This is a genomic window from Ruegeria sp. R8_1 (genome assembly GCF_017743815.1).
Classification (GTDB): Bacteria; Pseudomonadota; Alphaproteobacteria; order Rhodobacterales; family Rhodobacteraceae; genus Ruegeria; species Ruegeria lacuscaerulensis_A.
Window position 1 is genome coordinate 462,953 of the sequence record NZ_JAGHRL010000003.1, and the last position, 26,852, is coordinate 489,804.

General features: G+C 58.6%; 32 protein-coding genes. 10 read left to right on the forward strand and 22 right to left on the reverse strand.

All coding sequences use genetic code 11. The features are described 5' to 3' along the window. Positions 1-68 precede the first annotated feature (68 nt). Positions 69-638 carry a helix-turn-helix transcriptional regulator gene (locus J7380_RS09605; protein WP_209195529.1) on the forward strand — a complete coding sequence of 190 codons (570 nt, stop codon included), beginning with the start codon at positions 69-71 and terminating at the stop codon, positions 636-638. 44 nt (positions 639-682) lie between these two features. Here J7380_RS09605 and J7380_RS09610 read toward each other — a convergent pair whose 3' ends face one another. Continuing rightward, positions 683-1,003 carry a hypothetical protein gene (locus J7380_RS09610; RefSeq protein WP_209195530.1) on the reverse strand — a complete coding sequence of 107 codons (321 nt, stop codon included), beginning with the start codon at positions 1,001-1,003 and terminating at the stop codon, positions 683-685. A 194-nt stretch (positions 1,004-1,197) separates the two neighbouring features. Between J7380_RS09610 and J7380_RS09615 the strand changes: the two genes are divergently transcribed. The 5 genes from J7380_RS09615 to J7380_RS09635 all read left to right on the forward strand — a co-directional run bounded on the left by J7380_RS09615 (position 1,198) and on the right by J7380_RS09635 (position 6,156). Continuing rightward, entirely contained in the window at positions 1,198-2,385 is a 1,188-nt protein-coding gene (locus J7380_RS09615; protein ID WP_209195531.1) for a glycine C-acetyltransferase, read from the forward strand. Beyond that, positions 2,382-3,332, forward strand: a complete 951-nt coding sequence (locus tag J7380_RS09620; RefSeq protein ID WP_209195532.1) for a cysteine synthase family protein — start codon at positions 2,382-2,384, stop codon at positions 3,330-3,332. The genes J7380_RS09615 and J7380_RS09620 overlap by 4 nt, the downstream gene beginning before the upstream one ends. A 19-nt stretch (positions 3,333-3,351) precedes the next feature. Further along, positions 3,352-4,380: an L-threonine 3-dehydrogenase gene (gene tdh, locus J7380_RS09625; RefSeq protein WP_209195657.1), complete on the forward strand. Its 1,029-nt coding sequence runs from the start codon at positions 3,352-3,354 to the stop codon at positions 4,378-4,380. Positions 4,381-4,443: 63 nt separating this feature from the next. Next, the gene (locus tag J7380_RS09630) at positions 4,444-5,325 is read left to right on the forward strand and encodes a tryptophan 2,3-dioxygenase family protein (protein WP_209195533.1); all 882 of its coding nucleotides are present in this window, start codon (positions 4,444-4,446) and stop codon (positions 5,323-5,325) included. Positions 5,326-5,328: 3 nt separating this feature from the next. Continuing rightward, the gene (locus tag J7380_RS09635; RefSeq protein ID WP_209195534.1) at positions 5,329-6,156 is read left to right on the forward strand and encodes an alpha/beta hydrolase; all 828 of its coding nucleotides are present in this window, start codon (positions 5,329-5,331) and stop codon (positions 6,154-6,156) included. A 74-nt stretch (positions 6,157-6,230) separates the two neighbouring features. Here the strand turns inward: J7380_RS09635 and J7380_RS09640 are convergent, their stop codons facing one another. The 7 genes from J7380_RS09640 to pip all read right to left on the reverse strand — a co-directional run bounded on the left by J7380_RS09640 (position 6,231) and on the right by pip (position 14,585). Continuing rightward, on the reverse strand, positions 6,231-6,995 hold the full coding sequence (locus J7380_RS09640) for a caspase family protein (protein WP_209195535.1): 765 nt from the start codon (positions 6,993-6,995) through the stop codon (positions 6,231-6,233). 308 nt (positions 6,996-7,303) lie between these two features. Then, on the reverse strand, positions 7,304-9,778 hold the full coding sequence (gene infB / locus J7380_RS09645; protein ID WP_209195536.1) for a translation initiation factor IF-2: 2,475 nt from the start codon (positions 9,776-9,778) through the stop codon (positions 7,304-7,306). An 8-nt stretch (positions 9,779-9,786) separates the two neighbouring features. Beyond that, positions 9,787-10,410, reverse strand: a complete 624-nt coding sequence (locus J7380_RS09650) for an RNA-binding protein (RefSeq protein ID WP_209195537.1) — start codon at positions 10,408-10,410, stop codon at positions 9,787-9,789. A gap of 24 nt (positions 10,411-10,434) precedes the next feature. Continuing rightward, positions 10,435-12,045 (reverse strand): transcription termination factor NusA, encoded by a 1,611-nt coding sequence (gene nusA / locus J7380_RS09655; RefSeq protein WP_209195538.1) that lies wholly within the window; start codon positions 12,043-12,045, stop codon positions 10,435-10,437. Beyond that, positions 12,045-12,635, reverse strand: coding sequence for a ribosome maturation factor RimP (rimP, locus tag J7380_RS09660; protein ID WP_209195539.1), 591 nt, complete (start codon positions 12,633-12,635; stop codon positions 12,045-12,047). Before rimP ends, nusA begins: the two co-directional genes overlap by 1 nt. 157 nt (positions 12,636-12,792) lie before the next feature. Then, complete coding sequence (locus J7380_RS09665) at positions 12,793-13,611, reverse strand: ABC transporter substrate-binding protein (RefSeq protein ID WP_209195540.1); 819 nt, start codon at positions 13,609-13,611, stop codon at positions 12,793-12,795. Further along, entirely contained in the window at positions 13,608-14,585 is a 978-nt protein-coding gene (gene pip, locus J7380_RS09670) for a prolyl aminopeptidase (RefSeq protein ID WP_209195541.1), read from the reverse strand. Before pip ends, J7380_RS09665 begins: the two co-directional genes overlap by 4 nt. A 48-nt stretch (positions 14,586-14,633) precedes the next feature. On the opposite strand from pip, the gene ubiG reads away from it, so the two are divergent. Further along, positions 14,634-15,380, forward strand: a complete 747-nt coding sequence (gene ubiG, locus J7380_RS09675) for a bifunctional 2-polyprenyl-6-hydroxyphenol methylase/3-demethylubiquinol 3-O-methyltransferase UbiG (RefSeq protein ID WP_209195542.1) — start codon at positions 14,634-14,636, stop codon at positions 15,378-15,380. Between the two features lie 30 nt (positions 15,381-15,410). Here the strand turns inward: ubiG and J7380_RS09680 are convergent, their stop codons facing one another. The 5 genes from J7380_RS09680 to J7380_RS09700 all read right to left on the reverse strand — a co-directional run bounded on the left by J7380_RS09680 (position 15,411) and on the right by J7380_RS09700 (position 18,307). Next, on the reverse strand, positions 15,411-15,821 hold the full coding sequence (locus tag J7380_RS09680; protein ID WP_247742470.1) for a hypothetical protein: 411 nt from the start codon (positions 15,819-15,821) through the stop codon (positions 15,411-15,413). Positions 15,822-16,029: 208 nt separating this feature from the next. Continuing rightward, on the reverse strand, positions 16,030-16,470 hold the full coding sequence (locus tag J7380_RS09685) for a MarR family transcriptional regulator (protein ID WP_170353764.1): 441 nt from the start codon (positions 16,468-16,470) through the stop codon (positions 16,030-16,032). A 16-nt stretch (positions 16,471-16,486) separates the two neighbouring features. Continuing rightward, positions 16,487-17,317: a carbon-nitrogen hydrolase family protein gene (locus J7380_RS09690; protein WP_209195544.1), complete on the reverse strand. Its 831-nt coding sequence runs from the start codon at positions 17,315-17,317 to the stop codon at positions 16,487-16,489. Then, positions 17,314-17,571, reverse strand: coding sequence for a glutaredoxin 3 (grxC, locus tag J7380_RS09695; RefSeq protein ID WP_170353766.1), 258 nt, complete (start codon positions 17,569-17,571; stop codon positions 17,314-17,316). The genes J7380_RS09690 and grxC overlap by 4 nt, the downstream gene beginning before the upstream one ends. Positions 17,572-17,608: 37 nt before the next feature. Next, positions 17,609-18,307 carry a ComF family protein gene (locus tag J7380_RS09700; RefSeq protein ID WP_209195545.1) on the reverse strand — a complete coding sequence of 233 codons (699 nt, stop codon included), beginning with the start codon at positions 18,305-18,307 and terminating at the stop codon, positions 17,609-17,611. Between the two features lie 46 nt (positions 18,308-18,353). On the opposite strand from J7380_RS09700, the gene J7380_RS09705 reads away from it, so the two are divergent. Then, the gene (locus J7380_RS09705; protein ID WP_209195546.1) at positions 18,354-19,184 is read left to right on the forward strand and encodes a methyltransferase domain-containing protein; all 831 of its coding nucleotides are present in this window, start codon (positions 18,354-18,356) and stop codon (positions 19,182-19,184) included. 56 nt (positions 19,185-19,240) lie between these two features. Beyond that, entirely contained in the window at positions 19,241-20,290 is a 1,050-nt protein-coding gene (gene hemH, locus J7380_RS09710) for a ferrochelatase (RefSeq protein WP_209195547.1), read from the forward strand. Between the two features lie 83 nt (positions 20,291-20,373). Here the strand turns inward: hemH and J7380_RS09715 are convergent, their stop codons facing one another. Both J7380_RS09715 and J7380_RS09720 read right to left on the reverse strand, forming a co-directional pair. After that, a complete protein-coding gene (locus tag J7380_RS09715) occupies positions 20,374-20,556 on the reverse strand; it encodes a hypothetical protein (protein ID WP_005979327.1) in 183 nt (60 codons plus the stop codon). A 139-nt stretch (positions 20,557-20,695) separates the two neighbouring features. Further along, entirely contained in the window at positions 20,696-21,292 is a 597-nt protein-coding gene (locus tag J7380_RS09720; protein WP_209195548.1) for a L,D-transpeptidase, read from the reverse strand. 168 nt (positions 21,293-21,460) lie between these two features. Here J7380_RS09720 and J7380_RS09725 point away from each other — a divergent pair, with 168 nt between their 5' ends. Continuing rightward, entirely contained in the window at positions 21,461-21,976 is a 516-nt protein-coding gene (locus J7380_RS09725) for a CAP domain-containing protein (protein WP_209195549.1), read from the forward strand. A gap of 74 nt (positions 21,977-22,050) precedes the next feature. Here J7380_RS09725 and J7380_RS09730 read toward each other — a convergent pair whose 3' ends face one another. The 7 genes from J7380_RS09730 to J7380_RS09760 all read right to left on the reverse strand — a co-directional run bounded on the left by J7380_RS09730 (position 22,051) and on the right by J7380_RS09760 (position 26,836). Next, a complete protein-coding gene (locus tag J7380_RS09730; protein WP_209195550.1) occupies positions 22,051-22,515 on the reverse strand; it encodes a PTS sugar transporter subunit IIA in 465 nt (154 codons plus the stop codon). Between the two features lie 60 nt (positions 22,516-22,575). Beyond that, positions 22,576-23,139, reverse strand: a complete 564-nt coding sequence (raiA, locus tag J7380_RS09735; RefSeq protein WP_209195551.1) for a ribosome-associated translation inhibitor RaiA — start codon at positions 23,137-23,139, stop codon at positions 22,576-22,578. 252 nt (positions 23,140-23,391) lie between these two features. After that, positions 23,392-24,150, reverse strand: coding sequence for an LPS export ABC transporter ATP-binding protein (gene lptB, locus J7380_RS09740; RefSeq protein WP_170755376.1), 759 nt, complete (start codon positions 24,148-24,150; stop codon positions 23,392-23,394). Continuing rightward, positions 24,150-24,620, reverse strand: a complete 471-nt coding sequence (locus tag J7380_RS09745; protein WP_348539091.1) for an LptA/OstA family protein — start codon at positions 24,618-24,620, stop codon at positions 24,150-24,152. The genes lptB and J7380_RS09745 overlap by 1 nt, the downstream gene beginning before the upstream one ends. 24 nt (positions 24,621-24,644) lie before the next feature. Beyond that, positions 24,645-25,244, reverse strand: a complete 600-nt coding sequence (lptC, locus tag J7380_RS09750) for an LPS export ABC transporter periplasmic protein LptC (protein WP_170353775.1) — start codon at positions 25,242-25,244, stop codon at positions 24,645-24,647. Between the two features lie 12 nt (positions 25,245-25,256). After that, on the reverse strand, positions 25,257-26,225 hold the full coding sequence (locus tag J7380_RS09755; protein ID WP_209195552.1) for a KpsF/GutQ family sugar-phosphate isomerase: 969 nt from the start codon (positions 26,223-26,225) through the stop codon (positions 25,257-25,259). Then, positions 26,222-26,836 (reverse strand): ribonuclease D, encoded by a 615-nt coding sequence (locus tag J7380_RS09760; protein WP_209195553.1) that lies wholly within the window; start codon positions 26,834-26,836, stop codon positions 26,222-26,224. Before J7380_RS09760 ends, J7380_RS09755 begins: the two co-directional genes overlap by 4 nt. Positions 26,837-26,852: the final 16 nt, after the last annotated feature.

Genomic DNA, 26,852 nt, shown 5'->3' on the forward strand with positions numbered 1-26,852 from the left:
TGTCCCATGGGACGTCCCGTCACAAGCAGAATTGACAACCCATCGCGAAAAGCGCATCAGATTCCGCCATGACGGAAAACACAGACGATATCCTGACACGCCTGCCCGCCCGCCTGAAAGAGGCGCGCCGCGCCAAGGGCCTGTCTCTGGAAGCCGTGGCTAATCTGAGCGGCGTTTCCCGATCCATGGTCAGCCAGATCGAACGCGGCGAAAGCAGCCCCACCATTGCGACATTGTGGAACCTGACACGTGCGCTGAACGTAGACTTTGCAGGGCTTCTGGATGAAGAGGTTCAGGGTGAAACAATCGAAGTACTGAAACAGTCCGATGTGCCCAATATCGACAATATGGGGTATGGCTGTCGGATCGGAATCCTTTCCCCGCCAGAAGATGCCGGTGGGCACGAAGTGTACGATATCTGGTTCGAGCCAGACGGAAAACTGATCAGCCAACCGCATGCAAAAGGCTCTCGTGAACATTTGACTGTTTTGATGGGATCGGTCGAGATTGAATCCGGCACTGCAACTGAGGTTCTGCATCAAGGCGACACAGGGCGTTATGCAGCGGATGTTGCGCACTCGATCATTGCCCATAATGGAACGGCACGCGTTTTTCTAATTGTAAAAACAGGTCTATAGGACCGACCGGCCGCCTGAAAAGGCGGCCGGTCCGAATTTAAAAGTTATTCCCCGTCGGGTAGGTCGTTTGCGCCGCGGGTTCCTCCACGGTTGGAAACCTGACCGTCTGTACCGGTAATGCTGCTGAGGCTGCTTCCAACATTGCCCCAGCCGCCATTTCCGCCGCCGCTCACCGCCGAAGCGGTTCCTTTGCCTTTGCTTCCAAAGTCTCGACCGAGCGTGGCCGCGCCACCTGAAACAGCCCCGGCCATCGACTGAGCAAGCCCACTGTTACCACCACCGGTATTGCCTTTGCCAGGCCCCGCGAAAGCTGCTGTTGCACCGAACATCAGAGCCAGCGCTGCGGCTGTTGAAATCTTAATCATATCGTTTCCCTCCCAGTTGATATGCAAATGAATACGCCGCGTGGAAAAAAGTGGATCACATTGAGTTCAGCAAAACGTTATCACTTAAAGCTCCGCTCAATCCGTAATGTAAGAAAATTTTCCGTAATACTGCAATTCTTCTATTTCGGAGGCATATCCGTTATGCTAGACATCAGGGAGCTATGGAGGCCCAGATGGCAAATGCATTCCTATCACACATCACGGACACGCTTTCGCAGATCGAATCCGAGGGTCTGTATAAACGCGAACGCATGATCACCTCGCCTCAGGGCGGCGAGATCACTGTGGCCGACAAGCAGGTCATCAACCTGTGCGCCAACAACTATCTGGGTCTGGCCGATCACCCGGCCCTGATTGCCGCGGCCAAAGGCGCGATGGAACCCAAAGGCTTTGGCATGGCCTCGGTTCGGTTCATCTGTGGCACGCAGGATATCCACCGTGAGCTGGAGCAGAAGCTGGCGCATTTCCTGAACAAGGATGACGCAATCCTGTTTGCTGCCTGTTTTGACGCCAATGGCGGGCTGTTCGAACCGCTGTTGGGCCCCGAGGACGCGATTGTCTCGGACAGCTTGAACCATGCCTCGATCATTGATGGCGTGCGGCTGTGCAAGGCGAAACGCTATCGCTATGCCAACAATGACATGAAAGAGCTGGAAGAGACGCTGAAACACGCCCGCAATGAAGGCGCGCGCCATGTCATGATCGCGACAGACGGCGTGTTTTCCATGGACGGCTATCTGGCGAACCTGCCCGAAATCACACGGCTGGCCAAGGAGTACGACGCCATTGTCATGGTGGATGACTGCCACTCGACCGGGTTCATGGGGCCAAACGGGGCGGGTACGCCGGATCATTTCGGTGTCGAGGTGGATATTCTGACGGGCACTCTGGGCAAGGCACTTGGGGGGGCAATCGGCGGTTATATCGCTGCTCGCCAACCAGTGATCGACCTGCTGCGGCAGCGGGCGCGGCCCTATCTGTTCTCGAACTCGCTGCCGCCATCGATTGTCGCTGCCGGGCTTGAGGCCATTCACCTTGTCGAAGAAGGTGCGGACCTGCGCGCCCGGTTGTTCGAAAACGCCAATTACTGGCGGGCCGGTCTGGAAAAACTGGGTTTTGACCTGCTGCCCGGTGAACACCCGATCATCCCGGTGATGCTGGGCGAGGCGACACTGGCGCAGGACATGGCCAACAGGCTGTTCGACGAGGGCGTCTATGTCTCGGGCTTTTTCTTCCCGGTCGTCCCGCGCGGACAGGCGCGGATCAGGACACAAATGAACGCAGCGCTGACCCGCGACGAGTTGGACCGCGCCTTGGCCGCCTTTGGCAAGGTCGGCAAGGAACTGGGAGTGATTTCGTGATCCTGCCCTCAGTAATCGACGCGATTGGGAATACCCCGCTTGTTGACCTGTCGCGGGTTTGTCAGCACCTAGGTCTAGAGGGCCGCATTCTGGCCAAGCTGGATTATCTGTTGCCGGGGTTCTCGAAAAAGGACCGCGCCGCGAGGTCGATCATCGAACTGGCCCGCGCGGATGGCACCCTTTCACCGGGGCAGACGGTCGTTGAGCTGACCTCGGGCAATATGGGCACCGGGTTGGCGATTGTCTGCGGCATTCTGGGGCATCATTTTGTAGCGGTGATGAGCGCCGGAAACTCGGTCGAGCGCGCGCGGATGATGCGCGCCTTGGGGGCCGAAGTCGTGATCGTACCGCAAGCCGAGGGAAGTAAACCCGGCGAGGTTTCGGGCGCGGATCTGGCGCTGGTGGACGAGGCCGCGCAACGCATCACGGCCGAGCGCAACGCCTTCCGGGCCGATCAATTCGGCCATTCCGGCAATCCCAAATCCCACGCAACCGGCACTGGACCCGAAATCTGGGAGCAATCCGGCGGCACCGTCACGGCCTTTTGCGATTTTGCGGGCTCTGGCGGTACTCTGGCCGGGGCCGCCGCCTATCTGACGCCCCATGGCGTGCGCTGCTACGCCGTGGAACCCGAAGGCGCGCGGGCCATCGCTGGCGAAGCCATCACCAACCCTGATCACCCGATCCAAGGCGGCGGATACGCGATGGATGATCTGGTTCACCTGAACGGAACCTCCTTGGCTGGGCATCTGTCCGTATCAGGCGACGCAGCACGAGACGGCGCGCGGTTACTGGCCCGAACCGAAGGCATATTCGCGGGCTACTCGGCGGGCGCAAACCTTGCGGGCGCGATTCAACTGCTGCGCGGCCCGGAAAAGGGCGGCTGCGTTGCGATTGTGATGTGTGACAGCGGGCTCAAATACCTGTCGACCGATTTGTGGGAGTGATCAGATGCGACCCAACACCATGAAAGCGCTTGAGAAATCCAAACCTGAAGAGGGCCTGTGGATGGTGCAGGCCCCGGTGCCCGAGATCGGCCCGGATGAAGTTCTGATCCGCATCAACAAGACCGGCATCTGCGGCACCGACATTCACATCTGGAACTGGGATGAATGGGCCTCGGCCACGGTGCCGGTTCCGATGATCACTGGCCATGAATTCGCCGGTGAGATCGTGGAATTGGGGCGGAATGTAACCGGGCTGGAGGTCGGTCAAAGATGCTCGGGCGAGGGGCATCTGATCACCAACGACAGTCGCCAAAGCCGCGCGGGCAAGTTCCATTTGGACCCCGGCACGCGCGGGATCGGGGTGAATGAACAGGGCGCGTTCGCGCAATACCTGAAGCTCCCAGCATTTAACGTGGTCCCTCTGCCCGAGGATGTCCCGGATGAGATTGGGGCCATTCTTGATCCGCTGGGCAATGCCGTTCACACCGCGCTCAGCTTTGATTTGCTGGGTGAGGATGTTCTGATCACCGGCGCTGGCCCCATCGGCATAATGGCGGCAGCCGTGGCCCGCCATGCCGGTGCGCGCCATGTGGTGATCACCGATATCAATCCCGACCGCCTGAAACTGGCCGAACATGTGGTGCCAACCGTGCGCAGCGTCGATGTCTCGAAGGAAGATCTGCAAGATGTCATCGCGGATCTTGGCATGACGCAGGGGTTTGATGTGGGGCTGGAAATGTCGGGCTCGCAAGCCGCGCTGGACCAGATGGTCGAAGCGCTGGTGATGGGCGGCAAGATCGCTCTGCTGGGGATTCCGCCGGGCAAATCGCCTGTTGACTGGTCGCGGATCGTATTCAAGGCCATCACTATCAAGGGCGTCTATGGCCGTGAGATGTTCGAGACCTGGTACAAGATGATCGCCATGCTGCAGAACGGTCTGGATGTCAGCCGGGTGATTACGCACCAAATGAAAGTCGACGACTTTGCCGACGGTTTTGCCGCGATGAAATCCGGCCAATCGGGCAAGGTGGTGCTGGACTGGACCTGACGCGCTGGATAGTTGCAAAATGACGCCTTAGACAGGTGCGAAATACCGCATCAAGGGGGCGTCATGAGCGACAAGACTGACAGATATCTGGAACGTGGAATCGAACCATCCCTTGTGACCGATTTCACCCAGACCCACCGCAAAAGCTATGGCGACTTCCTTCAGCTCAAGACGCTGTTGAACCTGCAGAAAACCTTTCAAGACCCGGCCCAACCCGATGAGATGCTTTTCATCATCATCCATCAGGTCAGCGAGTTGTGGCTGAAGCTGATGCACCACCAACTGGTTGAGGTGCGCCACTTTCTGCAACAGGACGACTTTGGCCCGGCGATGAAAAACCTTGACCGGGTGAAGGCAATCCAGCGGCAGCTTATCGCCTCATGGGAAACACTGCTGACCATGACCCCGGCCGACTACATGACATTCCGACAGGCCCTTGGCAGTTCGTCCGGGTTCCAAAGCTATGGCTACCGCCAGATCGAGTTCATTCTGGGCAACAAAGATGCTGCCACACTCAAGGTTCATGCCCACGACCCAGAAGTGACGGAGGTGTTGCACGCCGCACTCAACAAACCCTCGCTCTATGACGAGGTGTTGCACATGATGGCGCGGCAGGGATTTGATGTTCCCGATGACCTGCTGAACCGCGACTATGCGCAGCCCTATTCAGGTGATCCGCGTGTTGTGAAACTGTGGGTGCAAGTGTTCCGCAACACGGATAAGCACTGGGATCTGTACGCGCTGGCCGAAAAACTAATGGATGTAGAATCCCTGTTCCAGCGCTGGCGCTTTGACCATGTCACCGCGGTCGAGCGTGTAATTGGAAACCAACCCGGCACTGGCGGGTCCAGCGGCGTGTCCTTCCTGCGCAAAGCCTTGGATTTGAGGTTTTTCCATGATCTCTGCGATGTGCGCACCGAATTGATGTATGCGGATCAGGAGTAGCCGATGCTGTACCGAGGTTTCACCCAGGCCGAATTGGATCAGGAATATTCTCCCCGGTCGATGATCGGCGGCGACTTGACGCCCTATCTGAACAGTTACGCCGCGCTCAGTGCGCAGTACCGGGCGCAGATGGATGTGATCGGCAACGTTTCATACGGGGACGGTACCGCGCAGGTTCTGGATTTTTTTCCCGCGAAAGGCGCAGGTGCACCACTGCATGTGTTCATCCACGGAGGATACTGGCAAGCCCTCAGTCAGCGCGAATCGGCAATGATGGCCCCGGCGTTGGTTGAAGCCGAGTACTCTTTTGCGTCTCTCAATTACACGCTGGCCCCTGATGCGCGGATCGGTGACATGATCGAGGAATGCCGTAACGCCCTGCTTTGGTTGGCCGCCAACGCGCATGACTTAGGGTTTGATCCGTCACGTGTCACCCTGTCCGGCCACAGTGCAGGGGCGCAACTGGCGAGTATGGTCATGGCCACCTCAGCCGATGCGCTGGCCCGCGCGGGGCTGCGGGTGCGCGACGTGATCCTGATCAGCGGCGTCTATGATCTGGAACCGATCAGTCTAACGCCTGTGAACGAACCCTTACAACTGACACCAGTTGAGGTGCACGACCTGTCGCCCATCCGGCACCTCCCGGCCCCCGGCCCCCGCTATCGCGTGACCGTGGGTGAGCGCGACACACCCGAATTCATCCGTCAAAGCCGAGACTATGCCGAGTTGCTTCGAAAGGCCGGGCATTCGGTGAGTTTCGATCTGCAAAACGGGGTGCAGCATTTTGACATCATCATGCATCCGGCAACGTTCTTGGCAGCACCGCGTTAGGGATATGGTCGAGGTTTGGGACAAATTCGGTATCTATCTGCCTTGCCCTGACGTGCTGATCACGGCTGTTTTCCCTATTGCGACGCTGTCGGGTCTTTCATACCGATCGTTATATTCAAAGACGACCGCGCCCAAGGGGTCTGGATGCCATCCGTTTCACTGATCACATCCGTGCGCACCTGTTCGAACATCTGTTCCAAAGGCCAGCCCGAGGTTCTGATGGCACGCGCAATCGCGGCTGTGTAAGGGCTGTTTGTTCCGGTCCCGTCCAAGGCAACTTCGCCGGGCCCTGTCGCATACGCGATCAGATTGTTGGTGCGCGCGGTCATACGTGCAAGCCCATCCCCAACATCCAGATTCACGTCCACTTGGCCCCCAAATGGATTGTCGCGACAGGCATCCAAAATCATAACGCTAACCGCCTGTGGCGTGTGAATGCGGTCCAGAACCCATTCTGCCGGAACAGCTTGGCCTGCAATGTCGGCCTCGGACTGAATGTTCACATCCAGCGGAAGAAGGTAGTTGAAACCATCACTGCGTACGCCGTGCCCCGCAAAGTAAAACACGGCCAGCGCCTCGGAGCCCGCCGCACGTACCTTGCTGGCAAACGTATCAACTTCATCCGTCATCTGATCAAGGCTCACATCCGTCAGCGTTGTGACCTCAAATCCTGCGCCCCGCAACTCATCGCTCATCAGGCGCGCGTCATTCACAGGATTATCGAGAGCGGGGACACTTGTGTAGCCGGCATTGCCGATCACCAAAGCAAACCGTTCGTGCGCAGCAGACGGCCCAACGGACAGCGCGATGAAGAAGAGGAATACCGCAAGAAAACGCATCAATTGAATCTCCGAGTTATATCAAACCAAAGACGTCAACCGATCTCTTCACGGCCGATAGCAGTTGCACGGTCTCTCGGTCTTTACGCGTAACAAATCAGACCCAAGCATCCAGTGTCTATATTTTTAGGCCAACTATGCCTCGCCCTGTCGAATTCAGGTGAGTGTTGATTGGAACGAGAGCAAGGATGCTTTGCTTGAATGCATTAAATGTACCCAGAAAGCCCCGAATTTCTTCGCTGTAACACCCAAAAGAAAAACAGCGGCCCCAAAGGACCGCTGTTTTCTGATTTCTTTACCGTAGCGGATCAATCCAGAGTCCGCGTGACCTCTTCGCGCTCGAAGATTTCGATCACATCGCCTGCGCGGATGTCGTCGTAGTTTTCGAACGCCATACCGCATTCCTGACCCGACTGCACCTCGGCCACTTCGTCTTTGAAGCGCTTCAGTGTCTTCAGCGTGCCTTCGTGGATCACCACGTTGTCGCGCAGCAGGCGGACACCTGCGGAACGACGGGCGACACCTTCGGTGACCAGACAGCCCGCAACCTTGCCGACGCCAGTGACTTTGAAGACTTCGCGGATCTCGGCATACCCGATGAACTTCTCGCGGATTTCGGCGCTCAGCAGGCCCGAGGCTGCCGCTTTCACGTCATCCACGAGGTCATAGATCACCGAGTAGTAGCGGATTTCCACACCCTTCTGGTTCGCGGTGTTCCGCGCCGAGGCGTTCGCACGGACGTTGAAGCCTAGGATAGGTGCACCGGATGCTTCGGCAAGGCCGACATCAGTCTCGGTAATCGCACCAACGCCAGAATGCAGCACGCGCACGCGCACCTCATCGTTGCCGATTTTCTCCATCGCCTGAACGATGGCTTCGGCCGAGCCCTGAACGTCTGCTTTCATCAGAATTGGCAGTTCGTTGACGTTCTCGTCTTCCTTGGCCTTCTGCATCAGCTGCTCAAGGGTCGTTGCGGCGCCAGCGGCGGCGCGTTTGTCCTTGGCGGCCTGTTCGCGGTATTCCGCGATCTCACGCGCCTGTGCTTCGGTCTCGGTCACGTTCAGAACGTCGCCTGCTTCGGGTGTGCCGTTCAGACCCAGAACCTCGACCGGAACCGAGGGGCCAGCTTCCTTCACGCGGTCACCCTTGTCGTTGATCAGCGCACGGACCTTACCATATTGCTCACCCACAACGAAGATATCGCCCTGACGCAGCGTGCCGGTCTGAACAAGAACGGTGGCGACGGGGCCACGGCCCACGTCCAGCTGCGCCTCGATCACGGCGCCTTGGGCGGCGCGGTCGGGGTTGGCTTTCAGTTCCAAAATCTCGGATTGCAGCGCGATGGCTTCCAGCAGCTCGTCCAGACCCTGACCGGTGATGGCCGAGACTTCAACGTCCTGAACCTCACCCGACATTTTCTCGACAATCACTTCATGCTGCAGCAGATCGGTGCGGACCTTGTCCGGGTTCGCATCCGGCTTGTCGACCTTGTTGATCGCCACGATCATCGGCACCTCGGCCGCTTTGGCGTGGTTGATCGCCTCAATCGTCTGCGGCATCACGGCATCATCGGCGGCAACAACCAGAACCACGATATCCGTGACCTGAGCCCCGCGCGAACGCATCGACGTAAACGCCGCGTGGCCCGGAGTGTCCAGGAAGGTCAGCGTGGTGCCGCCTTCGGTTTTCACCTGATAGGCGCCGATATGCTGGGTGATGCCCCCGGCCTCACCGGCCACAACGCGCGCGTCGCGGATCGCATCCAGCAGCGAGGTTTTACCATGGTCAACGTGACCCATGATGGTGATGACCGGCGGGCGCGGTTGCAGATCATCATCGCTGTCTTCGACCTCTTTGATGACATCTTCCACGTCCGAGTCCGAAACACGGGTGACCTTGTGGCCAAATTCTTCGATGATCAGTTCGGCGGTGTCGGCGTCGATGGTCTGGTTCTGCGTGACCATCATGCCCATCTGCATCAGCGATTTGACAACGTCCGCCACACGCTCGGCCATACGGTTGGCCAGTTCCGAGACCATGATCGCCTCGGGCAGCTGAACGTCGCGGATCACCTTTTCGCGCTCAACCGAACCACCCATGGCTTTCTGGCGCGCGCGCTCTTGCTTGCGCTTCATCGCGGCCATCGAACGTTGGCGATTGCCTTCGCCGCCGGTGGCCTGACCTAGTGTCAGCTTGCCCGAGCGGCGGTTGTCGTCACGACCCTTACCACGGCCACGCTGATCACGCTCGCGGTCCTGCTTGCGCGGGGTCGCGGCGGGTGCCGGTTTGCTGGCCGGAGTGCGGGCTGCTTTGGGTTCTTCGGGCGCGGGGGCAGCGGCAGCGCGTTTGGCGGCTTCTTCCGCCTCTTTACGCTTGCGCTCTTCCTCTTCGGCCTTGGCGCGGGCTTTCTCTTCGGCCTCGCGCTGTTCGCGTTCCTTGGCTTCCTGCTCGGCACGGCGACGGGCGCGTTCTTCTTCACGCGCCTTTTCAGCGGCCTCACGGGCGGCGGCCTCTTCGGCCTCGCGCGCCTTTGCGGCCTGCAGCGCCTTCATCCGGCGTGCCATTTCCGCGTCAGAAATCCCGGCAGGACGGCGCGACGGATCACCCGAGGGCGTTGCTCCGCCACCCGGCTTTCCGGCACCCGGCTTGGGGACCACCACGCGCTTGCGTTTGGTTTCCACCACGACATTCTTGGTGCGTCCGTGGCTGAAACTCTGTTTCACATTTCCGGGGCGTGCCCCGCCACGAAGACCCAATGTCTTTTTGCCGTCACTATCGCTCATAAAGCTTCTTACCCTTCCGCGCGGCCCTTGCCGCCGTCATCCGTTTCGCGCAAGCCACGCAGGCGCTGCGCTTCCTCTACAACACGTTTGGCGAGTCCGCCAGAGGCCAGCGCCGCATGAATCACGGTTTGGCGCCCAAATGCCGCCCCTAATTCATCCGCAGTCAGCCATCCGATGTATTTTCCGAAGTGCGGCGTGCTGAGTTTCGACTTGCCGCGCCCCGATCCATCGCTGGCCTGAATCAGTACCTGAGCCTCTTCCCGGTCCAGCCACGTCTTGACCTTTTCATACCCGGCGACCGCGTCACCGGACTTGCGCGCCAGGCTGATCAACTCGATCACCCGCCGCGCGACTTGCTTTTCAACCTCATCCGCCAGGTCCGTTTGCGCAGTCGCCTGCGTCTTGAACCCGCGCGAGAACAGCTTTTTGCCAACGGCCTTGTCCAGCGCGGCACGATCCGCCGCCACATAGACCCCGCGCCCCGGCAATTTCGCCGCAACATCGGGAAAGACCTGACCGTCCGGCCCCATCACAAAGCGGATCAGCCCGTATTTGGGCTGAACCTCACCCGTGGCGATGCACTTGCGTTCGGGTCCGTCCGACCGATCCTTATGGACGCCACCGCGACCCATTCACGCCACCCCGAGGCCCTGAGATCAGGCCTCGGCCTCCTCTTCGACTTCGGCATCCTCGTCCGCCTGCTCCAACTCGGCGGGATCAACCCAGCCCAGCATGATGCGTGCCGTCATGACCAAGTCCTGTGCCTCTTCCAGCGTCACGCCGAAAGGTTCCAGAACACCATCATCCTTGATGCGCTCGCCGTCGACCGTGGTCCAGCCACCGGCCAGTTCCCAGTCGGCGCAGGTGGCGAAGTCTTCCAGAGTCTTCACGTCATCCTTGGCCAGCGCCTCTACCATCTGGGGTGTGAGGCCTTCGAATTCAATAAGGCTGTCCTCGACGCCCAGCGCACGGGCTGCGTCCAGAGCCGCCTTGGCCTGTGCCTCCAGGAATTCACGGGCCCGGGTCTGCAATTCCTGCGCGGTGCCTTCGTCAACGCCGTCGATGACCAGCAGTTCGTCCAGCTCGACATAGGCGACCTCTTCAAGGTTGGTGAAACCTTCGGAAACCAGCAATTGCGCGAAGAATTCGTCCAGATCCAGCGTCTCCATGAACAGCTGGGTGCGGGCTTCGAATTCTTTCTGACGACGCGCCGATTCTTCGGCCTCGGTCATGATGTCGATGTCCAGATTGGTCAGCTGGCTGGCCAGGCGCACGTTCTGACCGCGGCGGCCGATTGCCAGCGAGAGCTGCTCCTCAGGCACAACCACTTCGATCTTGCCGGCTTCTTCGTCCAGAACCACCTTGGAGACCTCGGCAGGTTGCAGCGCGTTCACAAGGAAGGTCGGCTGATCTTCGTTCCAGGGGATGATGTCGATCTTTTCGCCCTGTAACTCGTTCACAACCGCCTGCACGCGGCTGCCGCGCATACCAACGCAGGCACCCACAGGGTCGATCGAGCCGTCATACGAAATCACGGCGATCTTGGCGCGCGAGCCGGGGTCACGGGCCACGGCCTTAACCTCGATGATGCCGTCATAGATTTCCGGCACTTCCATCTTGAACAGCTCGGCCATGAATTCCGGCGCGGTGCGCGACAGGAAGATCTGGTGACCACGAACCTCGCGGCGAACCTCTTTGATGTAGGCGCGCACGCGGTCGTTGGGGCGATAGCTTTCGCGACCGATCTTGTCGTTGCGGCGCAGAACAGCCTCGGCACCGCCCAGATCGACGATGACATTGCCGAATTCCTCGCGCTTGACCGCACCGTTGATAATGGTGCCTGCGCGATCCTTGAATTCTTCGTACTGACGATCACGCTCGGCTTCGCGGACCTTCTGCAAGATCACCTGCTTGGCCGATTGCGCCGCGATCCGGCCCATTTCGACCGGGGGAACTTCTTCGACGAAGACGTCACCGACCTCGGGGTTTTCCATATATTGCTTGGCTTGTTCGACAGTGAACTCGGCCTGATAGTTTTCCAGCTCTTCATCCTCAACAACGGTGCGGACGCGGGTAAAGGTCGCCTTACCTGTCTTGCGGTCGATGCTGACACGGATGTCCATCTCGGCGCCGTAGCGGCTCTTGGCGGCACGGGCGAGCGATTCTTCCATCGCTTCGACAACCAGACCGGGGTCGATCATCTTTTCGCGGGCCACGGCCTCGGCGGTCTGCAGCAGCTCCAGCTGGTTGGCTGAGGTGATTGCCATCAGTTCGTCTCCTCTTCGGACCCTTCGGTCTCAATCTCGTCGAATGCGTTTTCGTTTAAGGATCCAGCGTCTTTGCGCTGGCGCAGCATTTCCTTGATCAGATCATCGGTCAGGACCAGCTTGGCATCGCTCAGCCAGTCGAATTGCAGACCGATGGTGATGGTTTCGGACCCTTCGGGGATGTTGATCAGAACCTCATCCCCTTCAATCCCAGCCAACTCACCCTTGAACCGGCGGCGGCCGTCGATCAGCTCAGAGGTTTCGATCTTGGCCTCATAGCCTTCGAACATCTCAAAGTCCTTGAGACGGGTCAGCGGGCGGTCAATACCGGGGCTCGACACCTCAAGCGTATAGGCGTCCAAAATCGGATCCTCGACATCCAGCGTGGCACTGACGGCGTTCGAGATTTCGGCGCAATCATCCACTTCGATGCCGCCATCGGGCTTGTCGGCCATGATCTGCAGCGTGGTCTGTTTGCCGCTCATCAGGCGTATACGCACAAGTTCATACCCCAGATCCTCGATCACGGGGGTGATGATCTCGGCCAGTCGCCGGTCGATGGCTGCTTTGGCTATCAGGTCGTTTGTCATCTGGTCTCTACCCTTCAATCGGGCACAAAAAAACGGGCGCGCGGCCCGTCGTATTTTCCGGTGGAGCCTTGGACCAGAAGTCCAACGCGCCGCTGTTGCAACTGCATATACGCAGGAGTTGCCGAGTCTGCAACCCCCGGCGTAAAACGTGATCAGGTCAGGCCAGCCACCACCGTTCAGCGATGCGTCCGTCGTCCAGCGCACGCCCGCCGATCTGGCGTGGCATACCCACCTGTCCGGCCACCGCCAGCGCCATGTCGTCCTGACTGGGGTGATAGCGCAGACCGCGCTGATCCTTCAGGCCATCGCTGTCGGGCAGCGCCGCCACGTCCACATATCCGTCACGCAACGCCTCGGCCCGAACTTTGGCGTCAGGGATCACGATGATCTCAAGCGCGTCGGCCCATCCGGCCTGCCCGTCCTTGTAATGGCCCGCCACCTTGCGGCCTAGAAAATGCCGATCATCCTCGGCCCGTTCCACCCGGTAGCATCCGGTGCCATTGGCGGTGTGCAAGGGCGTCACGCCCTGCCCATCGCGTGCAATGACGAACCGCGTATCGGCCAGCAGGAAAGGCAGGCCGGGATTGGCCTCGGCCAGTTCCAACCGCACCGCATGCGCCGTCAGAGCCTCGGCCCGTCCGACCTGTTGCAGCACCGACACCACATCCGCCACGTCCAGCACCGCGCCGTCATGAAAGGTCACATCATCGCGCAGATCAAAGCTCCAGACCCGCGCATCCGCATCCGTGTGCCACCCGGTCGCCAATTCACCGCGCAGGGTGCCATCGGGCGCGATCTCGGTCAGGGTGTCAAAGACAGCGCCACGCGCCACCTGTTCCAGACTGTCATCGCGCGGCACGGCCAGACGCAGCGTTCCGCCCGTCTTGGGTGTATCCGCCAGCGAGGCCCCCGTGGCCGCCAGCAAAGCCGCCGCAGCACCCGAGGCAAATAAGGCACGACGGTCCATCCGGGTCATGCGATGCCCTCCGCTACACGGTCCATGATCCGCACCAGCTCGGCGCTGATGCCGGGCTCGGACAGGGCATGGCCTGCCTGGCGCACCATCTTCAACTCGGCATTTGGCCAGCGTTCGGCAAGGGACCACGCGGCCTGCGGCGGGCAGATCATGTCATAGCGCCCCTGCACGATATGGCCGGGGATATGGGCGATCCGGTCCATCTGATCCAGAATCTGCCCGTCTTTCTCAAGGAATGCGCCATGGATGAAATAGTGATTCTCAAGCCGCGCAAAGGCGCGCGCGTATTCTCCGGGGCTTTCGCCCGTGGACCCGTGCGAATGGATCGACGCCAGCGCGTTTTCCCAGCTGGACCACGCCCGCGCATACAGGATTTCTGTCGCCCGATCGCCCGAGAACAGACGTTTGTGATAAGCACCTATGGTATCCGACAGCTCATCCTCGGTTAGCAGAGCGGTGAATTTCGCCCATTGCTCGGGCCAGAACTTGCCCGCACCGCCGCCATAGAACCAATCCAGTTCGGCCTGCGTGGCCAGAAACACGCCGCGCAGCACCAGCCGGTTCACCCGGTCCGGATGTGCCTGCGCATAGACCAGCGCCAGGGTCGCCCCCCAGCTGCCGCCAAACACCGTCCAGTCGTCAATATCCAGCAACGTCCGCAGACGCTCGATGTCATCCACCAGATCCCACGTCGTATTATCCACCACCGAGGCATGCGGCCGCGATCGCCCGCATCCGCGCTGATCGAACAGAATCACCCGGAACACACGCGGATCAAAATAGCGCCGCATCGCCGGGCTGCACCCGCCACCGGGGCCTCCATGCAGGATCACAACCGGCAGCCCGTCAGGATTGCCGCATTGCTCCATATAAATACGGTGCCCATCGCCCACATCGACCATCCGCTGATCGAACGGGTCGATCGGCGGGTACAGATATTGAACTGCGCGCTTTTGGTCCGGGTACTTATCCATTAGGGCCCTATATAGTCTTTAAACGTAAAAGAGCACACGGAGATAGGAATGCAAGCGCATCCGAACACGGTGGACCCGTCCGAGATCGCAAAATTCGAGGCGATGGCCGCAGAATGGTGGGATCCCCATGGGAAATTCAAACCTCTGCACATGCTCAATCCGTGCCGTCTGGACTATATCACACAGCAGATTGCCGGTGAATTTGACCGCGATCTGACGGCTACGAAACCTTTCGAGGGCCTGCGCTTGCTGGACATCGGCTGTGGCGGCGGACTGCTGAGCGAACCGATGGCGCGATTGGGGGCCACAGTGGTTGGCGCAGATGCCGCCGAAGGCAACCTGCCCGTCGCCCGCATCCATGCCGAGCAATCGGGTCTGGACATCGACTATCGCCACACCACCGCCGAGGACATGGCCGCCGCGGGCGAGCAATTCGACGTGGTCCTGAATATGGAGGTGGTCGAGCATGTGGCCGACCCGCTGGGCTATCTCACCGCCACACAGCAATTGCTGAAACCCGGCGGGTTGCAGGTGTGTTCAACCATCAACCGCAACCCGAAATCCTATGCGATGGCCATCTTCGGGGCCGAGGTCGTGATGCGCTGGCTGCCGCGCGGCACGCATGAGTGGAACAAGTTCATCACTCCGGACGAGCTGTTCGACCTGCTGCGCCAAGCCGGGCTGGAGCCGGTGGACCGCAAGGGGTTTGTGTTCAATCCGATCCTGTGGAGCTGGTCGATCTCGGACCGGGATTTGAGCGTTAATTATGTGACGGCGAGTGTGAAGGCGGGGTAAGATGGGTTTTCAACCCATCACTATACCATCTCAAATCGAAAGCCCCATCACATCAATCACACCCCAAGCCATGCACTCAGATGGCTCGGAATTGTCACGTTCACAAAATTCGATGCTCTCAAATTGAGCGGGTTCAAGGTCAGGCAGTTCTACTTCAAATTCAGCCTCCCCTAACGGGTCTATCCAAATTGAAGTTTCTGCTGAATGCTCTTTTTCCACGCCCTCGCCGTCAAATATACTAACGGAAATCTGAACCCACGTCGTAACGTGATCAGGCGTTTTGTTCTCTAACACTCCGCCCCAAGCGACCGTTCCTTTTGTTATGTTCGGCCCTGCCAGCCCTGTCGCGTATTCACCCCGAAAAAGGCGCTTCTGAAATGCACTTACACAAGTTGCTTTTATAGCCTCCGAGGAAAGCAGTTCGCTTTCCGAATAGGACATACATGTTTCAACTCCCTTCAAGCTACCCCGGTTTGTAGCCTCGTTTATCGCTCGTTGCACAGGCTCAAAGCCGAAAACCAATGCAGCAACGACGCAACTTAGAGCGACTATTATGAAGTTTTTCACTTGCTCGCTTTCTATTTGTCTTCAATGAAATTGCTGAGTGGCAGACAAGTAGCTTAGCTACTCCAATCTGAAGTTTCTGCCCCTACTCCCCCTCCAACTGCAACCGCAAATCCCGTAGCACGGGCAGCGTGCTGCGGACGCGTTCCAGCCCTAGCTCTCCGACCACGCGGTTGATCAGCGGGGCAATCGAGGAAATCGCCTGATCGCGGGCGCGGCGACCGGCGGGGCTGATGGCGACCATTTTGCGGCGGGCGTCGTCCCAGTCGGGGCGGATGTGGATGTAGCCAGCCCATTCCAGCTTGGCCAAAGTGTTGGTCATCGCCCCCCGCGTCACGTGGAAGGTACTGGCCAGTTGCGCCGGTGTGCGCTCATCGCCGACAAACACCAGATGGTTCAGCACCGAGAAATGCGAGATTTCCATGCCCTTGGGCAGCACCCGGCTCAGCCGGTTGCGCAACAATTGGTCGGCGGTCAGGATCTCGCTGAACAGCGTGACCGCAAGGGCATTGGTGTCGTCCGTCATTGGGTCCGGCTCTGGATCAGGGGCCGTCAAAAGCCCGCAGGTGCGTCAATGAGGGCACGCGGCGGCGCGCCTCTGTCACAGAACTATCATCCAAATCGAAAATGTGAATGCCCGGATCGGTGCCTGCGTCGATGATGACCTCTCCCCACGGGGCCACAACCATGCTGTGACCGTGGGTGTAGCGCGTTTTTCCGCGCGTTTTTGGGTGTTCGCCGGTTTGCGCCGGGGCCAGTACCCAAGCGCCATTTTCAATCGCCCGTGCGCGCAGCAGCGATTCCCAATGCGCCTTGCCCGTAACCGGCGAAAACGCCGCCGGAACGCTCAGAATCCGCGCCCCGCCCTGCGCCAAGGCGGCAAACAGATGCGGAAAGCGGATGTCATAGCAGATGGTCAAGCCGACCTTGCCGAAATCGGTGTCAGCAATCACCGCCCGGTCGCCGGGACGGTAGTTTTTCGATTCGCGGAAGGTCTCGGATTCGGAAACCTGCACGTCGAACATATGGATCTTGTCATAGCGCGCCACAATCTGCCCCTGCGGGTCGATCATGTAGGATCGGTTGGCAAAACGCCCATCGGCGTCATGCGTCTTGATCCCAAGCGAACCGATCAGCAGCCAAACGCCCAGCTCGGCGGCCTGATCGCGCAGGCCCGCCAGCGTCTGGTCATCTTCCTCGTGCTGCAGAACCTCGCGCTGGCGCGTGGTGGAATTGGACACGCAATTCGTCACCTCGGGCGTCAGAATGAACTGCGCGCCCTGCGCGGCCGCCTTAGCCATCAGGGCACGCACCATTTTCAGATTATCAGACGGATCATCCGACGAGGTTATCTGCAGCAGCGCAGTCTTCATGCCGCCAGAAGACGGTCCAGCTTGCCCTGACGGTCCAGCTCGTACAGGTCATCGCAGCCGCCTACGTGCTGGGTGCCGATGAAGATTTGCGGCACGGTGCGTTTGCCGCCCGCACGTTTGATCATCTCGGGCTTGCGCTTGGGGTGCATCAGAACGTCGACCTCTTTGAACTCGACGCCTTTCTGTTTCAGCAGGCGTTTGGCGGCATGGCAGAAGCCGCACAGAGGCGATGTGTAAATCTCAACCGGTTTCATAAGTCGTCCCTTCGGGTTTCGCGTAATCCTGCGCGAATTAGGTATCCTTGGCAACGCGCGCTAGGGTCAACACGAAAATATGATTTGCACCAGAGGCAAGGCAGACACGCGCGCAAGCCGCCAGCGTCGCGCCCGAGGTCATCACGTCATCCACCAACAGCACATCCCGCCCGTGCATCCGGTTTAAGCGTCTGGGATGCGGCGCAATAGCGTTTTCCAGCGTCTCGGCCCGCTGCGCGGCGGTTTTTCCATCCAGAACCGGGGTTTTGATGCGTCGGATCAGTAGGTCGGGGCAGACCTCAACCCCCGTGTGCCGCCCCAGTTGCTGCGCCAGCAGGGCCGACTGGTTATAGCGCCGTTTCAACAATCGGGACCAATGCAGAGGTACCGGGGCCAGCAACATATCATCGCGGAACAAATCTCGACCCGCCTGCGCCATCCACCGCGCCGCCGGACGTGCCAATTCCGGCCGGTCGCCATGTTTCAAAGCAAGGATCAGCCCCCGTGCCTTACCATCATACAACAGCGCCGAGCGTCCATCCTGCCATGGCCGGGGCGTTTTCATACAGTCGTCGCATTCAATCCGGTGGCCATCCGCCTCACCGGGCAGAGGCATTCCGCAGCTTTCGCACACGACCCCGCCGATAAACGGCGTGTCGCGCCAGCAGGGGCCGCAGAGGCCGAAATCGGACTCGGTCAGCTCTCCACACCCCATGCAACGAGGCGGATAGATCATCTGAAGAGCGGTTTGAATCCGCGGCCAGATGCGATACTTGCGCCCTATGAAACTGCCTGCTTCCAACGCACCCTCTCTGTTCGACCGCAAGGCCCTGACCCTGCATCGCGCCCGCGCGCGGGACGAGGCGCTGTTCTTGCACCGCGCCGCCGTGGACGAGGTTCAGGATCGACTCAGCATGGTTAACAAAACCTTTATGGCTCCGGCTGTGGTGACGCCCTTCGCCCATATCTGGCGGGATGTGATGCCAAAAGCGCAGATCGTGGCGGATGATGAGGTGCTGAACCTGACCCCTGGCGCGCATGATCTGGTGATCCACGCGTTGGCGCTGCACTGGGCCAACGACCCTGTCGGCCAACTCATTCAATGCCACCGGGCCCTGCAGCCTGACGGTCTGTTGCTAGTGGTCTGTCTGGGCGGAGAAACCCTGCACGAACTGCGCGCAGCATTGGGTCAGGCCGAGATCGAAATCTCTGGCGGGCTCAGCCCACGCATCGCACCGATGGGCGAACTGCGTGATCTGGGCGGCTTGCTGCAACGGGCCGGGCTAGCCTTGCCGGTGGCAGATACGGCGCGGCTGACGGCGGAATACCGCGACCTGCGGCACCTGATGCAAGACTTGCGTGCCATGGGTGAGACCAACAGCCTGACCGACCGCATCAAACGCCCCACTCGGCGGCAGGTCTTTGACCGCGCCCAGAAGATATACGCCGATCACTTTGCAACGCCCGAAGGGCGACTGAACGCCACCTATGAATTGATTTGCCTGACCGGCTGGTCCCCTGATGACAGTCAGCAAAAGCCCCTGCGCCCGGGATCGGCCCAAACCCGCCTTGCCGAAGCGCTGGGAACAAAAGAGGGCAAACTGACCGATTGACGACCGGACAAATCCGTTTATCTCAGCCCGGTACAAAGAAATTCAGGAAGCCCCTCATGTTTGACGCCACTCGCCCCGCCCATGCCCCTGCCGACCACCCGAAGGTGAAAATGGGCCGCGTCGGCATTCTGCTGGCCAATCTGGGCACGCCGGACGACTATACCTATTGGCCCATGCGCCGTTACCTGAACGAGTTCCTGTCGGATCAGCGCGTCATCGACTATCCGAAATGGAAATGGCAGCCGATCCTGCAGGGGATAATCCTGACCAAACGGCCCTTCAGCTCGGGCGAAGCGTACAAGTCGATCTGGAACCACGACAAGGGCGAAAGTCCGCTGATGACGATCACCAAGGATCAAACCGCCAAGATGCGCGATGCGATGCAGGCGCGCTATGGCGATCAGGTGATGGTCGATTTCTGTATGCGCTACGGCAACCCCTCGACCAAATCCAAAGTGCGCGAGATGGTGGCCGCGGGCTGTGACCGCATTCTGTTCTTCCCGCTCTACCCGCAATATGCAGGCGCCACGACCGCGACCGCCAATGACCAATTCTTCCGCGCCCTGATGGAGGAAGCCTGGCAACCCGCCAGCCGCACGGTTCCGGCTTATTTTGATGAGCCCGCCTATATCGACGCTTTGGCCGGGTCGGTGGAACAGGCCTACGCCGCGATGGAGACCAAGCCCGACATTCTGGTCTGCTCCTATCACGGAATGCCGGACCGCTATCTGCAGCAGGGCGATCCCTATCACTGCCAATGTGCAAAAACCTCTCGCCTGCTGAAAGAACGGCTGGGTTGGGCGGATGATCAGCTTGTCTCAACCTTCCAGTCCCGATTCGGACCTGAGGAATGGCTGAAACCCTACACGGTCGAGCACGTGGCTGAACTGGCGCGTCAGGGGAAAAAGAATATCGCGGTGATTGCGCCTGCGTTTTCGGCCGATTGCATCGAGACGCTGGAAGAGATCAACGAAGAGATCAAGGAAAGCTTTGAAGAGGCCGGCGGCGAGAGCTTTACCTATATTCCCTGCCTCAACGACGACGATTCGCACATTGCTGCTTTGGGAAAAGTAATCGAGGACAATTTGAAAGGCTGGCTGGACTGACCAGCTCTGTCAGGACCAGTTAACAGACAAAAAAAAGGCGGTGGATTGCTCCACCGCCTTTTTTTTGGATAATTCGTATCGAATTAGCCTGCTGCAACAGCTGCTGCAACAACAACCAGCAGGATCAGCGGCAGGATGATGCCCTGCGACGAACCCTGAGTTTCTTCGACAACAACAGGTGCTTCAACAACCGGCTCTTCCAGGTTGCCAGCATAAGCGGTCGAAGCAGCAGCAGTCAGTGCAGCGGCGAGAACGAGTTTCTTCATATTAACCTCCAGAATAAGCACGGTTTCAGATAGCGAAACCGCACACCCAAGACTTACCTCGTGTTTTTTTCTAACCAGCTATCCAACTGGAATGCAAATGGAAGTTGCTTCGCAAGCGACTTCATGCGCGGATTTGTCGTCAAATTAGCAACACTTGAGTGCCAACCTTCGCCATCGAAAACAGTTCGGCGATATCTTCGTTGAAAAGACCGATGCATCCGTTGGAGGACCGACGCCCTATTTTGCGCGTATCGTGGGTTCCGTGGATTCGGTAGTACTTCCAGCTTAGATACAAAGCGTGCGTTCCCAACGGGTTATCTGGCCCCGGCGGGATATAGTCCGGCCATTCGGGGTTTCGCTTCTTCATCGAAGGCGTCGGTGCCCAGCTGGGTCCTTCGACCTTGCGAATGACGCTTGTGCGACCGCGACGCGTGAGTTCTTCGGTCAGCGGAACCGATGATGGGTAAAGCTTATACACGCTTTGGTCGTCTGACCAATAATGCAGCGCCCGTGAAACGGTATCGACCAGGATTGCGCCATTGCGCGTGTTGTCAAAATAGGGCTGCCACTCCAAAGCACGGAACCCCGAAATGTTTCGCCGCACCTGCGGCTCGGGTTCGGGCGCCGGACGCAGAGGATCGCCCGGAATGTACTGAGCAATCGCCGGAGTAGACAAAAAGGCGGACGCTCCGACCAGAAATCCGCGGCGCGAGGAAGGAATGAGTTTCTTGACCATTTGTGACGGTCCTTTGCTAAACCAGAAAAGGAATTTGACTCATTTTATTGCCTGAATACGTCAATCGCAAATCAAACCGGCAAAATCACGCGGGAATCAGCCATTGCAGGTTTGCCCAAGCCCGTTGGTCGCGCTATTGCGTAAGACGACACAAAAATCAGGTCGACCATGACGCGTATTATTACACTTCTGTTCTTATGTTTTGCTGCTGTGGCGGCTTGCACCCCAAGCTCAACCACGACGATTGGTGCGGATGGCCGTCCGCTGCCCACCGTTTACAAGATTCGCGGCAATCCCGAAAAGCTGCAGTTCCGCATGCTTGATTCGGTTAACGCACTGCGGCAAGCTTCGGGTCTGCAGCCTGTGCAACTGAATTCACAGCTCAATGCTGCGGCTGCCACACATTCCAAGGATATGGCACGCCAAAACCGGCCATGGCATTTTGGGTCCGATGGATCATCCCCAATAGATCGGGCCGCGCGCGTTGGGTATTTCGGCACATTCCTGGGCGAAGCTATTTCGGAAACCTTCGAAACCGAAACCGAAACATTGGCCGCCTGGATGCAGGAACCCGGTCCACGATCAGTGATACTGGACCCTCAAGCCACGCAGATGGGATTTGCTTGGCATCAAGAATCGGGTGGAAAAATCTGGTGGACGTTGGAAATGGGAACCGGCGGCTGACCAACACCGTAGCCTGGAAAAACAAAGCCCCCGATCATCGGGGGCTTTTTCGTTAGTACGCTTCAAGCGCAGGATCAGGCCGCTTGCATCGATTGCGCCTCGGTCAGGATCGCATAGAGCTTGACCGGGTCAGGGTTGGCCCGCAGCTTGGCACAAACCGCCGTGTCACGCAGGGTACGAGACACCAGCGCGAGCGCTTTCAGATGGTCTACACCCGCTTCTTCCGGTGCAAAAAGCGCGAAGGCGATATCGACTGGCTGACGATCAACCGAGCCAAAATCGATGGGCTTTTCCAGCATGACAAACGCGCCGGCGACCTGTTCAATTTCAGTCAGACGCGCATGGGGAAGCGCAACGCCATGGCCCACACCCGTGGGCCCAAGGCTTTCACGTTCGAGCAGACCATCAACGACAGTTTGCACGTCCAGGCCCAGGGTTGCCGCAGCAACATCGCCAATTTCCTGAAACAGCCGCTTCTTGCTGGAAGCGGCTGACAATACACGTACTGCTTCGGGCTTCAGAATGCTCGAAAGCTCCATGATTTTGCTCCAATGGCAAGCCCCCGCCAATGCAGGGGCACGCCTTTCTAGTCTTGCCTGTTATGGATCGATCCAGCCAATGTTACCGTCTTCGCGACGATACACGACATTCAATCCATCCTTGTTCTCATTCCGGAACACCAGCACCGGAGCACCAGCCAATTCCATCTGCATAACGGCTTCACCAACACTCAGCGATGGGATCTTGGTTTCCATCTCAGCCACGATCATCGGCTGCAGAGTTTCAGGCTCATCCGCCGACTCAGATTCGTCAGAGGCGAGGATATAAGAGGAAGCTCCGAAGAGTTCAACCGGCTCGACCCGATCCTTGTGGTGATCCTTGAGGCGGCGTTTATAGCGGCGCAATTGTGTTTCCATCTTGTCACAGCACCCCTCGAATGCCGCGTAAATCTCGGTTGCATGGGCTTTGGCCTGCGCCGTCAGACCGGTCGAAAGATGTACGGTGGTCTCGCACACATATTCATGCGCAGAACGGGAAAAGACGACATTGGCGTCGGTCGGTCGCTGGGCGTATTTGCCCACAACCTCGCCAAGTTCGGTCTGCACATGGGTCTGAAGTGCTTCACCGATGTCGATCTGTTTTCCGCTGATTTGGTAACGCATGTGATCTCCTTCACAATTCACACCCATTCTGACGCTGCGTATCACAGCGCGCTTCTTTTTATCGGGTGGGGGATATCGGCATGTCCCGCGGTAGCCGGAACTTGATCCCTTCCAAGAAGGGGCATCGTGATCCAGACTGGAACCGAAAAAATGCCATGACCCAATTGAGGCAAGAGACGACGGAAGAGTCAATCAAAACAGGCGTGTATATACGAGATTTCCGCCATGCATTCGGCGCAATACCGCGCAAACCTATGAAATACGGAAGTTTTCACCCAGATAGACGCGCCGCACGTTTTCGTTTTCAACGACTTCGTCCGGTGTTCCGGACATAAGCACCTGACCATCATGCAAAATATAGGCGCGGTCCACGATCTCGAGCGTTTCACGCACGTTGTGATCTGTGATCAGAACCCCAATCCCGCGCTTCTTCAAATCTGCGACCAGATGACGGATGTCACCCACACTGATCGGGTCGACCCCGGCAAAAGGTTCGTCGAGCAACAGGTACTTTGGATCGGCAGCCAGACAACGCGCAATCTCGACCCGTCGGCGTTCGCCACCTGACAAGGCCAACGCGGGCGCACGGCGCAGATGCTCGATCGAGAAATCGGACAGCAGCTCTTCGAGGCGTTCTTTGCGGCGATGGGCGTGACCCACCGTGATATCCAGAACAGCCGAGATATTGTCTTCAACGCTCATCCCGCGAAAAATCGACATCTCTTGCGGCAGATATCCGATCCCAAGCCGCGCCCGGCGATACATTGGCAGGGTCGTCACCACCTGTCCATCGATGGTTACGCGACCAGCTTCGGGAAAAACCAACCCTGCAACAGAATAGAAAGTGGTGGTCTTGCCAGACCCGTTTGGCCCCAGCAACGCAACTACTTCGGATCGATCCAACGTCATTGACACGTCTCGGATGACGGTCTTTTTCCGATAAGACTTCCGCAGTTTTTCGATCCTGAGCCCCGAACTGCCCTGAGCCAGTTTCAGGTTCGGTCCAGCCATCAGTTGGCACCCTGCTGCAGAATGGTTTTAACGTTGCCCGTCATGGTCGCCGTCCCTGTCGTCAGGTTGGCGTTCATCTGATCCCCGCTGATCGTACTTGGCCCCTGCGTAAGCAGAACGTTGCCGCGCATGACGATCACACCCGAATCGATGGTATATTCGGCCCAATCCCCTTCAGCTGCATCTGGCGGGCTGACCAGAACCACATCCTCGGTCGCTTCCATACGCTCAATGCCAGACCGATCCGCGTTGTAGATGACAAGCACGCGCTCGGCCGTCAGGCGCATTTCACCCTGAATGACAATTACATTGCCAATGAACTCGGCCGAGCCATCTTCCTGATTCACGTTCAACGATTCAGACGTGACTTCGACTGGCAGGCTGGGGTCAGCTTTTTGCACGCCAAACGCCACCTGCGTCTGCTGTGCGGACACAGAAAGCACGCTACTCAGTAGTGCAATACCAGCAATGGCAAATCGAAACTCGAACACAGGCTATCTTTCTGCTCTTTTTGGCTCGTATATCAGTTTCACGCCGTCTGTAAAAATAATATGGACCGGGCCGTCCTTTTTTTCGGTCCCAAAGGTCATGCGACCTGCTGAAAAATTTCCGATAACCCCGGTCCCATTGACCTGACCCGGCGTATCACCACGAATTTCGTCCAGCGCGGTGTTCAGCAAATTCGTGGTCACTTCGATTCCGTCAGTGGTCGTGATCACCACATCCCCGATGAAGGTCGCAGTGTTCTTGTCAGGACGGATCATGCCCGAGTTCGAATCCAGAGTGATGATACCCCCGTTAGACAGCCCCAGTCGCCCACGGAACTCGGATGCTGTAGGGACCGAGTTTTCAGTACCTTGTGTGGCCTGGATTGCTTCGATCTGAACTTCTTCACCCTTGCGCGTAGTTCCGCGATAATTGGGCCGGGTCACGATCTGATCCGCCAGACGTTCTTCTATGTCGCGTTGAGTGAAGGGAACTTTGACGTCAGTTTCGATGCTGCGGGACAACAGGAACACGGTGGACAGCATAACGATGGCCACCAACGGCAGCAGCACCTTGAGGAATTGCACCATGCGTGAATGGCTGTCCACGGTCGCGCCCTCTTAACCCAATCCAACGCGCAGGCAGTCGTGGATATGCAGCAGGCCCAGCGCCTGTCCGTCCGCATCTGGTTCGACAACGAACAAGGACGTAATCTTACGATCATTCATGATGGCCACTGCCTCTTCGGCCAACGCATCGGGGCCAATGGTGGTCGGGTCTTCCGTCATCACCTGAGCTGCGGTTTTGGTCAGCAAACCGTCCATGTGGCGACGAAGGTCCCCGTCGGTGATGATCCCGGCAAGTTGCCCGTCCGCCGTTGTCACGCCAGCGACGCCAAAGCCTTTTTGGCTAATTTCGATCAGCGCGTCGCTCATCGCGACGTCTGACGCCAACAACGGTAAAGCACTGCCCGTGTGCATCAAATCTCGCACCGTGCTAAGCCGTGCACCCAGTTTGCCGCCGGGATGAAATGCGCGAAAGTCCTCGGGCTTGAAATCTCGATACTTCATCAGCGCAATCGCCAGCGCATCCCCCATCGCCAGCGTCAGCGTGGTCGAGATGGAAGGCACCATTCCAAACCCGCACGCCTCGCCCATCGACGGGATCAGCAAATGCACGTCCGCTTGTTTCATCAGCGTGCTTTCGGGTTTGCTGGACAAGCCGATCAGCGGAATGCCAAAGCGGCGCGTGAAAGCCAGAAGGTTTGCCAGTTCAGGCGCTTCGCCCGAATTCGAGATCGCAAGAACAACGTCCCCTTTGGACACCATTCCCAGATCGCCATGACTCGCCTCGGCCGGGTGAACAAAATAGGCGGGTGTTCCGGTGCTCGCCAATGTCGCCGCAATCTTATGGCCGATATGCCCGGATTTGCCGATGCCACTGATGATGATACGGCCTGTCGCCTGCAGGATCAGCTGCACGGCCTCGGCGAAATCTTCGTTCAGGCTATCGGCCAGCACGTCAAGCGCGCGGGCCTCGTCGGTGACAACCTGTCGGGCGGTTCTCAGGAAAGCTTCGGTATCGGTCATGAGTGCGCAAAAATATCCGTTTCGGGCCAACCGGCGAGGTCAAGCTTCGCACGCATCGGCAAGAAGTCAAAACAGGCCTGAGCCATTTCCGTTCGGCCTTCGCGGGCCAGCCGCCCGTCCAGCGCCTCGCGCAGGCGGTGCAGGTACAAAACATCCGAGGCAGCATATTCCAACTGTGCGTCGGTAAGGGTCTCCGCGCCCCAATCGCTCATCTGTTGCTGTTTCGAGATGTCGACGCCGATCAGCTCCTGACACAGGTTTTTCAATCCGTGACGGTCGGTATAGGTGCGCACCAGACGACTGGCGATCTTGGTGCAATAGACAGGCGCGGCCAGGGCACCAAAGGCATGGTACATCGCCGCGATGTCAAAACGGCCAAAGTGGAACAGTTTCAACACATTGGGATTTTCAAGCATCGCACACAGGTTCGGGGCTTTGGTCTGACCCTTTTCCACTTGCACGATGTGGCTGTTTCCGTCGCCACCCGACATCTGGATCACGCACAGGCGATCCCGATGTGGGTTCAGACCCATGGTTTCGCAGTCGATGGCCACGACAGGGCCAAGGTCCAACCCGTCCGGCAGGTCGTTTTTATAGAGATGGTTGGCCAACGAGCTTGTCCTTTTG